The sequence below is a fragment of the Schaalia radingae genome (genome assembly GCF_900106055.1).
GTDB classification, from domain to species: Bacteria; Actinomycetota; Actinomycetes; order Actinomycetales; family Actinomycetaceae; genus Pauljensenia; species Pauljensenia radingae_A.
Map to the genome: position 1 here is coordinate 977,285 of NZ_LT629792.1, position 13,879 is coordinate 991,163.

At 54.5% G+C, this 13,879-nt stretch carries 12 protein-coding genes, 1 tRNA gene and 1 pseudogene; 10 read left to right on the plus strand and 4 right to left on the minus strand.

The features are described from left to right. Position 1 precedes the first annotated feature (1 nt). From BLT69_RS04305 to BLT69_RS04325, 5 genes are all read left to right on the plus strand, one after another. The gene (locus tag BLT69_RS04305) at positions 2 to 1,282 is read left to right on the plus strand and encodes a glutamate-5-semialdehyde dehydrogenase (protein ID WP_092648481.1); all 1,281 of its coding nucleotides are present in this window, start codon (positions 2 to 4) and stop codon (positions 1,280 to 1,282) included. Between the two features lie 83 nt (positions 1,283 to 1,365). Further along, positions 1,366 to 1,998 (plus strand): nicotinate-nucleotide adenylyltransferase, encoded by a 633-nt coding sequence (gene nadD / locus BLT69_RS04310; protein WP_227469192.1) that lies wholly within the window; start codon positions 1,366 to 1,368, stop codon positions 1,996 to 1,998. A 51-nt stretch (positions 1,999 to 2,049) separates the two neighbouring features. After that, the gene (rsfS, locus tag BLT69_RS04315) at positions 2,050 to 2,436 is read left to right on the plus strand and encodes a ribosome silencing factor (protein ID WP_257590408.1); all 387 of its coding nucleotides are present in this window, start codon (positions 2,050 to 2,052) and stop codon (positions 2,434 to 2,436) included. A 26-nt stretch (positions 2,437 to 2,462) separates the two neighbouring features. Further along, on the plus strand, positions 2,463 to 3,167 hold the full coding sequence (locus BLT69_RS04320) for a histidine phosphatase family protein (RefSeq protein WP_092648482.1): 705 nt from the start codon (positions 2,463 to 2,465) through the stop codon (positions 3,165 to 3,167). A gap of 79 nt (positions 3,168 to 3,246) precedes the next feature. Beyond that, positions 3,247 to 3,322, plus strand: a tRNA-Ala gene (locus tag BLT69_RS04325). A gap of 158 nt (positions 3,323 to 3,480) precedes the next feature. On the opposite strand, the gene BLT69_RS04330 is transcribed toward BLT69_RS04325, so the two are convergent. Further along, positions 3,481 to 4,944, minus strand: a complete 1,464-nt coding sequence (locus BLT69_RS04330; protein ID WP_257590409.1) for a recombinase family protein — start codon at positions 4,942 to 4,944, stop codon at positions 3,481 to 3,483. A 37-nt stretch (positions 4,945 to 4,981) separates the two neighbouring features. Here BLT69_RS04330 and BLT69_RS04335 point away from each other — a divergent pair, with 37 nt between their 5' ends. From BLT69_RS04335 to BLT69_RS04345, 3 genes are all read left to right on the plus strand, one after another. Next, a complete protein-coding gene (locus tag BLT69_RS04335) occupies positions 4,982 to 5,560 on the plus strand; it encodes a DUF6363 domain-containing protein (RefSeq protein WP_257590410.1) in 579 nt (192 codons plus the stop codon). 135 nt (positions 5,561 to 5,695) lie between these two features. Next, positions 5,696 to 8,368 (plus strand): YhgE/Pip domain-containing protein, encoded by a 2,673-nt coding sequence (locus tag BLT69_RS04340; RefSeq protein WP_092648483.1) that lies wholly within the window; start codon positions 5,696 to 5,698, stop codon positions 8,366 to 8,368. Next, positions 8,365 to 10,716, plus strand: a complete 2,352-nt coding sequence (locus BLT69_RS04345; protein ID WP_092648484.1) for a YhgE/Pip domain-containing protein — start codon at positions 8,365 to 8,367, stop codon at positions 10,714 to 10,716. Before BLT69_RS04340 ends, BLT69_RS04345 begins: the two co-directional genes overlap by 4 nt. Positions 10,717 to 10,926: 210 nt before the next feature. Here BLT69_RS04345 and BLT69_RS04350 read toward each other — a convergent pair whose 3' ends face one another. Together BLT69_RS04350 and BLT69_RS04355 are read right to left on the minus strand one after the other, a co-directional pair. Beyond that, a complete protein-coding gene (locus BLT69_RS04350; RefSeq protein WP_092648485.1) occupies positions 10,927 to 11,964 on the minus strand; it encodes a YhgE/Pip family protein in 1,038 nt (345 codons plus the stop codon). A 17-nt stretch (positions 11,965 to 11,981) separates the two neighbouring features. Continuing rightward, entirely contained in the window at positions 11,982 to 12,341 is a 360-nt protein-coding gene (locus tag BLT69_RS04355; RefSeq protein ID WP_092648486.1) for a hypothetical protein, read from the minus strand. Positions 12,342 to 12,447: 106 nt separating this feature from the next. Here BLT69_RS04355 and BLT69_RS11305 point away from each other — a divergent pair, with 106 nt between their 5' ends. After that, entirely contained in the window at positions 12,448 to 13,044 is a 597-nt protein-coding gene (locus tag BLT69_RS11305; protein ID WP_443728817.1) for a transposase-like zinc-binding domain-containing protein, read from the plus strand. On the opposite strand, the pseudogene BLT69_RS04360 reads toward BLT69_RS11305, so the two are convergent. Beyond that, a pseudogene (locus tag BLT69_RS04360) lies at positions 13,013 to 13,231 on the minus strand (integrase core domain-containing protein); the annotation flags it as partial. The gene BLT69_RS11305 and the pseudogene BLT69_RS04360 overlap by 32 nt on opposite strands. A 232-nt stretch (positions 13,232 to 13,463) precedes the next feature. On the opposite strand from BLT69_RS04360, the gene BLT69_RS04365 reads away from it, so the two are divergent. Beyond that, a complete protein-coding gene (locus BLT69_RS04365) occupies positions 13,464 to 13,790 on the plus strand; it encodes a hypothetical protein (RefSeq protein ID WP_157886346.1) in 327 nt (108 codons plus the stop codon). Positions 13,791 to 13,879 lie beyond the last annotated feature (89 nt).

Consider the following 13,879-nt stretch of genomic DNA (forward strand, 5'->3'; position numbering starts at 1 on the left):
TATGACTGAACGTTTAGCTGACATTTCGCAGGTACTGGAAGCAGCCAGGAGCGCCTCGCGCATCTTGTCCACCGTGACGACGCAGCAGAAGAATCGCGCCCTGGGAGCGGTGGCTGCAGCAATCGAGGATCGCAGTGATGAGATCCTCCAGGCTAACGCTGAGGACGTCGCCAGAGCTCAGGCCGAAGGCATGGATGAGGGGTTGGTCGACCGTCTTGCATTGAATGCGCAGCGTCTGGCCGGCATTGCGGACGCGGTGCGCGAGGTGGCATCACTGGCTGACCCGGTGGGAACGATTGTGCGCGGCGCAATGACGGAGACAGGGTTGCGGATCCGCCAGGTACGAGTCCCGATGGGCGTGGTCGGCATGATCTATGAAGCTCGCCCAAATGTCACGATTGACGCCGCCAGCCTGGCGCTCAAATCAGGCAACGCGATTGTGCTGCGCGGTGGCAGCGCGGCTGAGGCGTCGAACAAGGTCATTATCGAGGTCATGCGTGATGCGTTGACGTCGGTGGATCTGCCGCCAGATACGGTCCAGAGCGTTGACCAGTGGGGCAGAGCCGGTGCACGCGCCTTGATGCATGCGCGCGGAGGAATTGATGTACTGATCCCGCGTGGTGGTGCCGGACTGATTCGCACCGTGGTGGAAGAGGCACGCGTCCCCGTCATTGAGACGGGCACGGGCAATTGCCATGTCTACGTCCATGAAGATGCCGATCTGGCTCAGGCGGAGAAAATCATCCTCAACTCGAAGGCTCAGCGCGTGGGTGTGTGCAATGCGGCCGAAACATTGCTGGTGCACCGCGCGGTCGCTGAAAAGTTCCTGGCCAGTGCCTTGTTGCGCCTGACGACTGCGGGCGTGCGCATCCACGGCGATGCACAGACGCTGCAGTACGCATCCGACCCATCGATTGACTCGGCGATGCTGGAGGAAGCAACAGAGGAGGACTGGGCGCGCGAGTACTTGTCGATGGATCTGGCCGTGCGCGTGGTGGATGATCTGGATCAGGCGATCGAGCACATCAGAACGTATTCGACCGGACATACTGAGGCCATCTGCACGCGTTCGCTGGCTGCGGCGAACCGTTTTAGTCGTGAGGTGGATGCTGCGGCGATCGCCGTGAACGCGTCGACTCGTTTCACTGATGGCGGCCAGCTGGGACTGGGCGCTGAGATCGGGATCTCCACGCAGAAACTTCACGCCCGCGGCCCGATGGGCCTGGAGGAGCTGACCAGCACGATGTGGATTATCGAGGGTGATGGGCATATCCGTTCATGACATGTGACCGGAATGCGTCTGCGCAGCCGTGGCTTGGGCTAGTGTGAACTCACCGGTCTGGGATTTACTTAAAGGGGATCTTTGTGACACAGCGACGACGCGTAGGTATCATGGGCGGAACATTCGACCCAATTCACCACGGCCACCTCGTGGCAGCTTCTGAAGTGATGAGCGAATTCGACCTCGATGAGGTGATCTTCGTGCCGACCGCCGTTCAGCCCTTCAAGAAGGGGCGGCGCGTCACTCCGGCTGAGCATCGCTATCTGATGACGGTGATCGCTACAGCTTCGAACCCGCGTTTCGGAGTGTCCCGCGTGGACATTGATCGTGGAAAGATCACGTACACAATCGATACCCTCACTGATCTGAAGAACCAGGATCCGGATGCGGATTATTACTTCATCACCGGTGCGGACGCCCTCGAACGTATTGCTGAGTGGCGGGATTCCGACAAGCTCTTTGAGATGGCTCAGTTCGTCGGCGTGACGCGACCTGGACATGAGCTGAAGAAGCCGTTGACGCCGCATTCGAATATTCGCCTGCTTGAGGTGCCCGCTATGGCGATCTCGTCGACTGACTGCCGTAATCGCGTGAACCAGGGCAAGCCTGTGTGGTATCTGGTGCCTGACGGCGTGGTGCAGTACATCGCGAAGTATGGGCTGTATCGGGATACATCTGCGCCACAAACTGGGATTGATGACCCATACGAGCAGTAGTCGTGGCACACTGGAGGTGTCAGGGGAGTTCACCAACAGTAGGGAGTGTTTGTGACAGTCAGCAGTCACACAAGCCAACTTATCGCCGTTGCGGCTCAGGCCGCGTCTGACAAACTTGCCTCCGACATGAAAATGATTGACGTGCGCGCACGTATGCCGCTGTCCGAAGCCTTTATGATCTGTTCGGCTTCATCTGCACGCCAGGTCAGTGCCATTGCAGAGAACATCATGGATGAGCTGGCAGCTCAGCTGGATCTTCGCCCTGAACGCATTGAGGGGCGTACCGAGGGGCACTGGGTTCTGATTGACTACGCGGATGTTGTGATCCACGTCCTGACCGATGAGGATCGCGAGTATTACGCATTGGAGTCCTTGTGGGCTGACCAGCCGATTACTGAGCTTGACGCGGACCGGGACCTGGAAGCGCTCGGCGCGTAAGGGCGTCGGATTCAAGGAACTGTGCCATGTCACCTGCCCGTATCGTGTGTATGCGTCACGGACAGACGGACCACAATGTGGCTCGGCGTTTCCAGGGCATGTCCGATGTGCCGTTGAATGAGTATGGTCGCGAGCAGGCCAGGCGTGCAGCCGGTGTGCTTGCTCAGCGCGTGACCAGTGCGCCTGCCAGTGTCGGTATTTCAGCGTCCGCTGCTGGGGCGGCTGTGCGCGTGCGTGTGGCGAGCTCACCGTTGAAGCGAGCGGCTGAAACTGCCCAGATCGTCGCGGCGGCGCTGCGTCAGCGTGGGACGACGGTTGACGGTGTTCATGCTGATAAGCGCTTCATCGAGCGTTCGTATGGACGTTTTGAGGGTGCGACGATTGAGCAGATCCGTTCTTTAATGCCGGTGTTTTTCGACCAGTGGTCCGCTACCGGTGAGTCTGCGGGTGCGGGTATCGAGCCGTCCGGCGAGGTGGGGGAGCGTTTTGCTGCAGGCGTTGCCGACGTGTCGCAGGGCATGGACGAGGGGGACGTGCTGATTGTCGTGGCGCACGGGTCGGCGATCTCCCGCGGGGTGACAACACTGCTCGGTCTGGATGCGGGTTCTTTCCGCGGTTTGCGGGGCTTGGATAATTGCCACTGGTCGGAGGTTGTTCCCGATCGCAAGCACGGTGGCTGGCAGCTGGCTGCGCACAATGTGGGGTGGAGCGAGCAGGCAATCGGGGCGTGATCACCTGCACATCGTGTGAATTGTGCGATGGCGTCCTGATTCGCTATAGTGAACAGGTCGCCTTTGGTGACACCCAGTTGGGGCTATGGCGCAGTTGGTAGCGCGCTTCCATGGCATGGAAGAGGTCAGGGGTTCGAATCCCCTTAGCTCCACCACGAGCACACTGAATTGATACAGTTGCGCAAAACTAGGGTTTTGCGCAAAGGTGCGCGCAAAATTTGAAAACGCGCGCAAAATCTAAAAGTCCTGCTCGCAGGCATAAAAATAGGGCTGACTACCTGAGTGGTGGTCAGCCCTTTTGTTTTGCGTGGCTCTAATAGCTGTCTGCTGGGATTTTTATTTTGGTGCCGTCAGCAAAGATTACGCTCGCCTTGCCCGATGGTGTGATCTGGATGTGCTGGCAAAGAGCACGCAGGGTTGCTCGATCAAAGTCTTGGCTGAGGGTGGCGTTTTGGATGGTTTTCTTAAACCTGGTGAGTTTGGCTTTGATACCGTGGCGGCGCTCAATTTCTACCTGAGTTGTTTCGTAGGCGGTAATGGCTTCACGTTGGCGGGCTTTGAGCTGGGTGAAGCGCTCTTGGTAGTCGTCTTGATTTTGGGAGTGATGAGCGTTGCGGGTGATGGCTTGGTTGATGAGCCTGGTAGTTACCTCGATTTCACTTGCTTGCTGTAAGGCTTGTTCTTCTAAATCGGTGGTGTCTGATGTGGTGGTAATCAGGTAGTCCCAGTCGATGAGTTGCTGGCTTTTGATGAGCTTGGCGAGTGTTGTTTGGAAGATTGTCTGCAACTGACTATCGCGTAGTACGGGCATTTTCTTTGGGTGAGGAACTGCGAATTTCTGGTTGCATTGCCAGACGATAGTCCGATATTTATCAGTGGAATGCCAGGTCTTACTGCCGTAGGCTGCGCCGCAGTGAGCGCAGTAGACCATACCGGTGAAGGCACGCTCGCGCCGGCCTTGGTTCGTGTTTTTTGCTAGCTCGTAGCGCACGAGTTCCCAGGTTTCAGGATCGATGATGGCTGGGCGAGATCCGGTCACGTAATATTGTGGGACTTCACCTTCGTTGGTTTTGCGCTGCTTGGTGAGGAAATCTACGGTGAAACGCTTTTGCAAGAGTGCATCGCCTTTGTATTTCTCGTTGGTGAGGATGGAGTGGATGGTGGTGTGGCTCCATTTTGCCCGCCGCATCGGTGTGGGAATCCCATCCGCTTCCAATGATGTCGCTATTTGGGGGATGCTCATGCCTTCGAGGTATTGGCGGTAGATGCGGCGCACGATTTGGGCTTGCTCAGGGTTGATTACGGGCTTGCCGTCTGGGCCGCGATTGTATCCGAGGAAGTTACCGTAGGGCATATAAACTTTACCGTCTTGGAAACGCTTCCTGTGACCCCACGTGACGTTCTCGGAGATAGATCTGGATTCTTCTTGGGCAAGGCTCGACATGATGGTGATGAGTAGTTCGCCTTTGGAGTCGAGTGTCCAGATGTTTTCTTTCTCGAAAAACACCTCCACACCCTTATCCTTCAATTTCCTCACGGTTGTCAAAGAATCGACGGTATTACGGGCGAAACGGCTCACGGACTTGGTGACGATCATGTCGATGCGACCAGCTAAGGCGTCGGCGATCATGCGGTTGAATCCCTCGCGGTGTTTCGTGGAAGTGCCAGAGATTCCTTCATCGGTGTAGATGTCGACGTATTGCCAGCCGTCGTGATTTTTGATGTAGTGCTCGTAATAATCCACCTGCGCGCTAAAAGGTAGGGGGATTTTCGACACTTACCACATTTACTACGACATGACCGAGCCTGGGGGGATGCTCGAGCTGGACTATGCGCGTTTCGTAGCAAATCCAGCCGAATGGCGGATAGGTGTATATAACGCGCAGCGCGGAGAAGAAATATATTTTTCACAGATTCAGGTGGATTCGGAGCAAAAACTAACCCACGTATGCAAGGCTTCGGGATCCATGCCTATAGCTACACCAGTCACTTATATTGCAGGTGAGGCGTACATGGACGGAGCAATAGGACGCTCTGGCGGAATTCCTTTGGACGTGGCGCAGGCAGATGGTTACGAAAAGTTCTTGGTTCTATTGACCCGACCGCGGGAATACGTGAAAGAAAATCGCCTACCTGATTTGGCGTACCGCTGCTTGCTAGCGCGGTACCCGCAGGCAGCTCAGAGTCTTATTGAACGCCCTATAAATTACAACCGAACCCGAGCCGAACTAGACCGTTTGGAGTCCGAGGGAAAGGCTTATGTGTTTTATCCGCAGCATATGGGGGTGGCGAATTTTGAAGATAATCCCGAGAAACTGGAAGAAAGCTTCGCCGCCGGATACGAACAGATGCGAGGGGAACTCCCAAAGGTCAAAGAGTTCTTAGGGATGTAATTAGAGCGGGTCTGCCTGACCTAAATCCCGCGATGAACGCGTAAAACTTTCGCAAACTAGGATTCCTCCGCGTGGGATTTTGAATGGGATATAGAGCGAAATTGCAGAATCTGAACACAAGGTTATTATGGCAGGGTGAAAGATAGCTGCCGGGTGTTTGCTCGTGACGTAAAGCGGATTTTTGCGGTTCCGCGATCCCTGATTATGGTCATCGGTATCTTGGTCACCCCAGCCCTGTACACTTGGCTGAATATTTTGGCCTTTTGGAACCCCTACAACGCGACGGAAAACCTACCCATAGCGGTAGTGAACAACGATGTGGGAACGGAATCCGCACTAACTGGTCAGCTAAATGTTGGCAACCTGGTAGTCGACAAATTGTCAGAGAATAAGCAGCTGGGCTGGCAGTTTACTGATCAAGCCACAGCCAATCACAAAATCAGAACCGGGGAAGTTTATGCGACTTTTGTCATCCCTAAGACCTTTAGTAAAGATTTAGTTGATATTTTCAGCGGCCAGCTCCATCAGCCGACCATCGAATACAACGTGAATGAAAAGAAAGGCGCCATTGCCCCCAAAATTACCGGTGCGGGAGCAAATGAACTCGATATTCAAATCACCTCAACTTTCCGGGGCAAGGTAGGCGAGGCCATTGCGCAAGCTTTGCGCGACGGTGCCCTAGAGATCGACGCAAATATTGCTGGTGCTGAGGGCAGTGCTTTAGATGCCTTGAGCGGTATTAACCGGGATCTGGTCGATGCGCAAGGCACCTTGGATTCCGCCAGTGCGTCTGTGACGGGTTCCTTACAGACTATGAAAAAAGTCCGGGCTACGCTGGCTGCAGCTGACCCGGCATTGGCTGATGTTTCCGCGGCTTTAAGTGATGCGCAAGGAATTTTAGGGACGGTCGTCTCTGATGCTTCCGAGTTTGCTGCTCAGGCGGGACAAGCCAGTATTAACGCCCAAAAAGCACTCAATGAATCCTCGGCGGCGGCGGATTCGGCGGTCTCCAATGCGACAAATAAACTTACCGAAATAGACTCGCAGCTGCAATCCGGAATTAAAAGAGCGAATACCTCGATAGAGAAAATGCGTGAGCAGATTGCGATTTTAGAAAGATTCCCGCAGACACAAGAGCTCGCTGCAGAGTTGAAATCTCAGCTGAACGAGATGCAGGATTTGCTCGACAAGGTCGGGAAAACCGGGGCGGATGCCACCAAGGCTAGCAAGGATTTGCAGGCACTGATGAAATCCTTTAATCAGGCTCTGACGGACGCGCAACACGGCGCCACTGGTCTGCGGGAAGAGTCCACTCGAACCGCATCTCAGTTAAACTCCCAGGTAACGCAGCTGTCGGCGCAGCTGGGAGCCATCAACTCCGCGGTGAGTACCGCGCGGATTTCCCTTAAAGAAATTTCTACGCTTACCCGCGGAATCGATGACCAGATTGGGGACACCCAAAAGGTGCTTGATCAGGTGCAGGACGACCTGAACCTGCTGTCCAATACGGCTAGCGGGGCGCAAAACGATGTGGCGACTCTGGCTACCGCGCTTCGGACGGGAACTTTGAAAACAGTCATTGGGCTCGATCCGACCAATATCGGACGCTACTTAACCTCACCAGTAAAATTCGACCAGAAGCCCCTCTTTCCCATCAACTCATATGGTTCGGGAATGGCGGCTATGTTCCTCAATCTGTCCCTGTGGATTGGTGCGCTCATCCTGGTCATAATTTTCCGGGTAGAAGTCGATAAAGAAGGCTTTGACTGGTTGAGTTTGCGCTCGGCTTATCTGGGGCGCTTCATGCTCTCCGGGGTGCTGTCCATAGGGCAGGGGTTAATTGTCAGCGTAGGCAGTTTGCTGCTGGGAGTGAAAGCCGCCAACGCTCCCGCTTTCATTGCTACCTCTATGCTGATCGGCCCGTGTTATTTGGCAATTATCTATGCTTTAGCAGCCGCGTTCAGTCACGTGGGACGAGCCCTGGCAATCTTGCTGGTGGTGTTGCAGATTCCCGGTGCCTCGGGCATTTATCCGATCGAGCTCATGCCCAGATTCTTCCGCCAGCTTTCCCCGATGCTCCCGTTTTCTTACGGCATCAACGCGATCCGAGAGACTATCGGCGGGTTCTATCACGGGCGATTCTGGCATGTTATGGCGGTTCTATTGCTCATGAGCGTCACCATGTTCCTTCTAGGGTTTGTGGGGAGGCGTCGTTTCGGTTACTTCACCCAGCTGTTCTACGATGATTTGGCTCGCACTGAACTGGTCGTGAATGAAGACGTTCAGCTACAAAGTCGGGGTTACCGCTTGAGTAACATCATTGCGCTGCTGGCGAACCGAAAAGAATTTTCCACCCGTATCCGGCGACGTCAAGAAGAGTTCAATGCCCGCTATCCCGCTTTGATTAAGGGACTGAGTAGCGTGGGGATTTTGGTACTGGTTGTGCTCGGGATGATTTCCTGGCTCACCTCCGCCAGTAAACCCGTGCTCCTGGGATTAGTAGCGGTTTGGGGAGTGGCCATCATGGGGACTCTGGTTGGCGTAGTTGTACTAAAGAGCTCAATCGAACGAGCCGAGGGACTGTCGCATCTGACGGAAGATGAACTTTTCGAGAGCCTAGCTCGCCAGCGAGACGCGCATGCTATCAAAACCGCAAATCGGTCGGAGAACCTGAGCAGCGAACATTACCGCAGTCGCAGTAAACGTCGCCTCATTGGCGCGTCTGTGCGGGTAGACGCTGCGGATGATAGTTCTGAGCAGTCGGCTGGCGAATCCGATGCCTCCGCAACCAGCGAGGAGACGCGATGAACGAAGTACTTTTCATCATCCGAGACGATTTCCGTCAGATTCGCAGCAGCATTATGGTTCGGATTTCCCTGGTCCTGTTGATTGTCGTGCCCATGTTCTTCACCTGGTTCAACGTGTTGGCTACTTGGGATCCCTTCTCAAATTCGGGACAGCTGAAGATTGCTGTGGCTAACACCGACGACGGTTACACCAGCAAGATACTGAACGTCAAAGTAAATGTGGGAGACACGGTACTTAAGGAACTGGCAGTAAACGACCAGTTTGATTGGGTAATAACCAGTAAAGATCAGGCTTTGGAGGGTGCACGCTCGGGGGAATATTACGCGACAATTGTGTTACCGGCGGATTTTTCAAAGTCCATGTTTACCTTCTATGCCGGCGGAGCAGCCCCGGCAAATATCACGCTGCACACCAATGAAAAGAAGAACCCGCTCTCAGCCAATCTCACCACGCAAGGCGCCCAGGGAGTCACCGCGCAGATCAACACGGTGTTTTCGCAAACCTTGGCAGAAGCCACCGTGGCTATCGCTGAGGACGTGTCCTCTTATCTAGAGCATGCTGATACTCAGGCAGCTCTGGATCGGCTGAGCAACCACCTCCAAACCCTCTCTGCAGAACTGAATTCCGGGGCGAACACCGTTAGTTCTCTGTCTACCTTGATAGGTTCGGCGGTGCCACTCGCCACCGGAGCAAAACAGCTGGCTGCAGGGGTGCAGGATTCCTTTGAGGAGGCTGTTGACTCCACATTTGATTCCGGGAAAAAAGGTGCCGGCGGAACAACCAATCCCCTCGCATCCGTATCCTCTGGGCTCGACGATGCTGTGAGACTGGCAGAAGGCAATATCTCCGATCTGCAAAAGCAGTTAGACGAGTTGCTGAATTCGGCCAATAGCACCAGCCAGAGCAGTGCGGACACAGTCGAACAGCTGAAAACTTTGTTGGATAAACAAATCGCTGGCTTCCAACAAACACGGGACGCACTCGAGCAGGCACTGGGACCGGACGGGGCGGATTTAGAAGGGAAGGATCCAGCCGTTGACCGATTGCTGTCCGAGCTGGACGCGGCGATAGCTCGCCAACAAACCTTGTCCGAGCGACTGGGCAGTATTGCATCTGACCTACGCAGGGGAGTAACCCTCGATTCTGACCTGAGAGAGAAAGCCCGCCAAGCCATAGCAGACGCGCAACAGGCTATTGCCACCGCTCGATCCAATTTTGAGAAAAACTTACAGCCAAGAATTGAGAGCCTGCGTAAGAACCTGGATTCTGCCGGGAAAAATGTGAAGATTTTCCGCTCCTATCTGCAGGCGGTGCAAACCGATCTGTCGGAAAGTGCGGGCGGGATGATAGCGAGTATGCGTCGGGCTCAAAATAGCCTGGACAATACCGCGACAAAGATGCGTGAGGGAGCCCGCCGCTTGGATCAGGCTCGGGAACAGATTTCGTCTGCCCAGTCGCAAGGGGACTTGAAAAAAATCGTCACCACGTTAGGAGCTGACCCCAAAGATTTTGCCCGACTAATTTCGTCCCCGATAGCGGTAAAACGCAATGCGGTGTTCCCAGTCGCCACCTTTGGGGTGGGGATGACTCCGCTTTTCACCGTTATCGCTCTATGGGTGGGGGCGCTCCTGGCGGGGGTTTTCCTGCGCACTGATGTTTCTGAGAATGTGGCTAAACGCTATCTGGCCAGCAGGGGAGTCCGGAAAGATCCTGATGCAGTCGCCGGTGCGGATGCGAATGCAGAGGAATTGTCCCGGTCGGAAGGGGCGGAAACGAAGGCAAGTGAAACCGCACCTACTCCCGATGCGAAAACAGCCGCGAAAGCCGCAGAAAAAAAGTCTATATTTACCGGGGCGCAAGAATATCTGGGGCGTTACTTTATGTTCTGGGTAATTGGGATGGCACAATCCACATTGCTGATGGTCGGGCTGATTGTGTTTGTGGAGATTGAACCAGCCCATCCCTTCCTGCTGATTTTGGCAGGCTGGGTTATTTCCACCGTCTTTACCGTTATCGTTTATACGCTGGTGGTGGCACTGGCTAATGCGGGTAAAGCCTTAGCAGTGTTGTTACTGGTGCTACAGATTTCTGCCGCTGGTGGAGCTTATCCGTTGGAACTATTGCCGCAATGGTTCCAAAGCATCAGTCCCTGGCTGCCCGCCACCTATGCGATTAATTTGATGCGTTCAGCTATCGCCGGGATTTATGCAGGGGATTTTGCCTATAACCTGGTGATGATCCTGGTGTTTGTGATTCCGAACTTAGTGCTCGGTCTGGTATTACGGCATACGATTGCCGGGCGGATCCACGATATTGCCAAAGAGGTCGAAAAAACGAAAGTCATGTAGCCAGGCGCACACCGGGCACCTCCCACTCCGTCCAGCACGGGAATAAGTTTTTCCTCCTGCCCAAAATCCGAAAAAGACAGCGTCTTTTTCGGATTTAACGCCCGCCTAGCCGACTCGGATAAAACTTATTCCCGTGCATAATGGTGGGGTGGGCAAGTTTTACAGGAACCGATCTTTTGTCCCGCTTAATACCTACGCTCCCCGGCACAATCAGCTAGGCAGGTTTTCTTTGGCTTGGCGGGTGCTTTGGTCAAAGTCCTCAACGTTATTGGCAGAGTTTGCCCCCAAGGGCGAAGACACCGAAGGAACCTTCTTAAAAGTCAGTGCCGGATCATAGGGCATGGGGCGCTGACCTTTGCGGCGTGCCGCTGAAATAAGAGTTGCCACCCAGGACAGTAGCGTCCAGATTGCCAATACCACTAGCGCCTTACCTAAGTGCAGTTCTCCGCCCGCAATCGCCGCGCGAATAGTGCGCGCCACATGGGTCATGGGGAGCAGTGGGCTGAGGAACTGGAAGAACCTAGGGGCGGTTTCTACCGGGAAGGTAGCTCCGGTAGAGGTGATTTGCAGGCAGAGCAGGATTACCGAAGGGGCGCGTCCTCGATATCCGAGGGCGGCTACGCAAGCCTGGTTCACTGCCAGGTATCCGATAGAAGCCAGTACCGCTATCAAGATTAAGGCCCCGAAGTTTTGGGCATCTAGCTTTAGGAACAGTTGCAGCCCAGTTGCTACAGTAACTGCTTGCAGAGCGCCAAAGAGCGCCCCGATAGCCATAGACCGGAAACCACATCTCCAGAAGCTCTCTTCGGGGTGACGCCGCAAATCCAGGGCGGGGAAAATCAAGAAGATAGCAATCCCGCCGATCCACAAACATAGCGCCATGAAGAAGGGGGCGAATCCGGCACCGTTATCGTGAACCGGATTTTGGCGTACCGATTTCACGTCCGTGACCCCACTAGCGGCCTTCGAAACTTTTTTCGCCTGTCCCTTATCTACAGTGGGAACCTGCTCAGCGCCATCACGTAGTCCATCTTCTAGGCTGGAAGCACCGGTGGTTAACTTGTCGATTCCTCCCGCTAACTGTTTTCCACCCTCGGAGGCTTTGCCCGCACCCTGGGAAAGCGAATCAAGGCCGCCGCTGAGAGCATTAGCCCCCGTGCGTAACTGTCCGGAATTTTTATCTAGGGTAGAGGCTCCGGCAGAAAGTTTCTGAACCCCCCGTTGCGCCTGGTCTAATCCGTTCGCCAAGGCATAAGTGCCATCTCTTAGAGTCGGTTTTTGCTTTCCGGTCGAGCCTGTGGGGTAAGGGCGGTTTGCCGGCTAAGTTCCTTAACTCCTTGATCTGCTGCGTTCAGCTTCGCCTTCATTTCTTGTGGATCAGCCTGGGAAAGTTTGTCCGCGATCGCCAGCAGGCCTTGACCCTTGGTGATATTTTCGGACAGCTGCTGCAGGGTGATGCCCTGTTTGTTCGCTAGTTCAGTAAGCAACTGGCACTGGTGGAATGACGGAAGTGTCGCCGGGGGCACCTGGGCGCATTTGTCCGCTGCTTGTTTAAGTTCGTTCAACAATTGGTTGATTTTGGCGGTATCGATGTCGGCTTGCGAAAGTGGGGTAAAAAGATCCACCAAGTCATTTCCGGGTTAATACCTGAATTGTGTGTATAAATTCGTTATTTTTTTGGGGTTTGATCAAGGGTTATGACGGTTTGAATATGCTTTGAGAGCATATTGTGTGAAGAGTGCTTGTAATCGACCGGTTTGTGGTGTATGCGGACAAAGGCTTGTAAAGAACGGTAAGACTAGCTCTAGGCGAACTAGGTGGCGTTGCCTGGCCTGCGGGTCCTCGGCAGTTAAATCACGTCCTGATATGAGCGCTAGAGCCCAAGCAGACCTGTTTATAAAATGGCTGCTAGAAGGCTATTCGGTTAGCCAACTCGGGGTAGCTAAAACCTCTTTTGCCACTAAATGCGCCTGGTGTTGGCAAGTCGAGGTGCCCAAGCCATCGGTCACTGGCGAGGTCTACGATCAGGTGCTACTTGATGGAATCTATCTTGCCTACGGCTGGTGTCTAATCACCGCTACCAACGGGGAAAAGATTATCGCTTGGCAGTGGTGCCAACGGGAAAACTCTGCCGCCTACCAAGCATTAATGAACCGGCTACCAGCCCCGACGGTAGTGGTAACCGATGGCGGGGTAGGCATCATCAAAGCACTACGTTTGACCTGGCCTGAAAGTCACATCCAACGCTGTCTTTTGGGTCTGCTGAGGGTTTGGTTGACAGTTTTCCTTCTGATTTTTAGGCCGCAAGGGATGCGGCTGGTTCCATGATTGTTTCGTATTCGATTGGTGTCAATTTACCCAGTGCTCGTTGCCGTCTTTTCCTGTGATATGTCCGTTCAATCCAGTGAGTGATCGCGGCAGATAATTCACGGCGCCTGTTCCAAGAGCCACGATCAAGAACGTTCTTTTGTACAAGAGCGAAGAAAGATTCCATCGCAGCGTTATCCCCACACGCTCACCGCCTCTGGACAGGTCACCAACCCCGGACTGCTCGACGCGGTACCGATCATCACGATCAAAGGCACCGGGGCGATGACACTGACGGTCAACGCCGCCACCTACCGCGTCCAGTCACCGGCAGGGCAGATACCTTGGACTCGGCACAAAATCAACTTCAACAGCTCATTCAGGGGTACGTGCACCAGATTCTGCAGTCTACTCGTGAGGTGCCTAAGGTCTATCCAAAGGTGATGCGGATCGAGGACCACAGCCTGCCGATCGGAGAAACGATCCACGATCAGGTTGAGGGCCGCGCCGATTTCGTGGTGCGCCGCACCTATGGTGGCTGGTTCAAGTCCCTAATGGAGTCTGAATCATTCGACTCTTACAGCGGAAAGTACGTGTTGGCGAAGCTCCTGAACACCTCCTCAAGCATTGTGTGGTGGCATCGCCTGCACCCACACGCAGGTGCATTCGTCTACTACAACCCGAAGGATCGCTACTTCCCGGACTTCGTTGCCCTTGACACCGATGGTGTCCACTGGATCATCGAGGGTAAATCCGAGAAGGGATGAGAAGACGCGGTTGTGCAAGCAAAAGCGCAAGGCTGCGGAATCGCTCGTCCGTCGATTGGTCGCCGAGGATGCCTTCGAAGGCCAGCGAT

Coding starts and splice junctions, on each gene's coding strand:
- BLT69_RS04305 (WP_092648481.1), top strand. CDS start 2: ATGACTGAACGTTTAGCTGACATTTCGCAGGTACTGGAAGCAGCCAGG.
- BLT69_RS04345 (WP_092648484.1), top strand. CDS start 8,365: ATGAACGAAGTACTTTTCATCATCCGAGACGATTTCCGTCAGATTCGC.
- BLT69_RS04320 (WP_092648482.1), top strand. CDS start 2,463: ATGTCACCTGCCCGTATCGTGTGTATGCGTCACGGACAGACGGACCAC.
- BLT69_RS04335 (WP_257590410.1), top strand. CDS start 4,982: ATGCTCGAGCTGGACTATGCGCGTTTCGTAGCAAATCCAGCCGAATGG.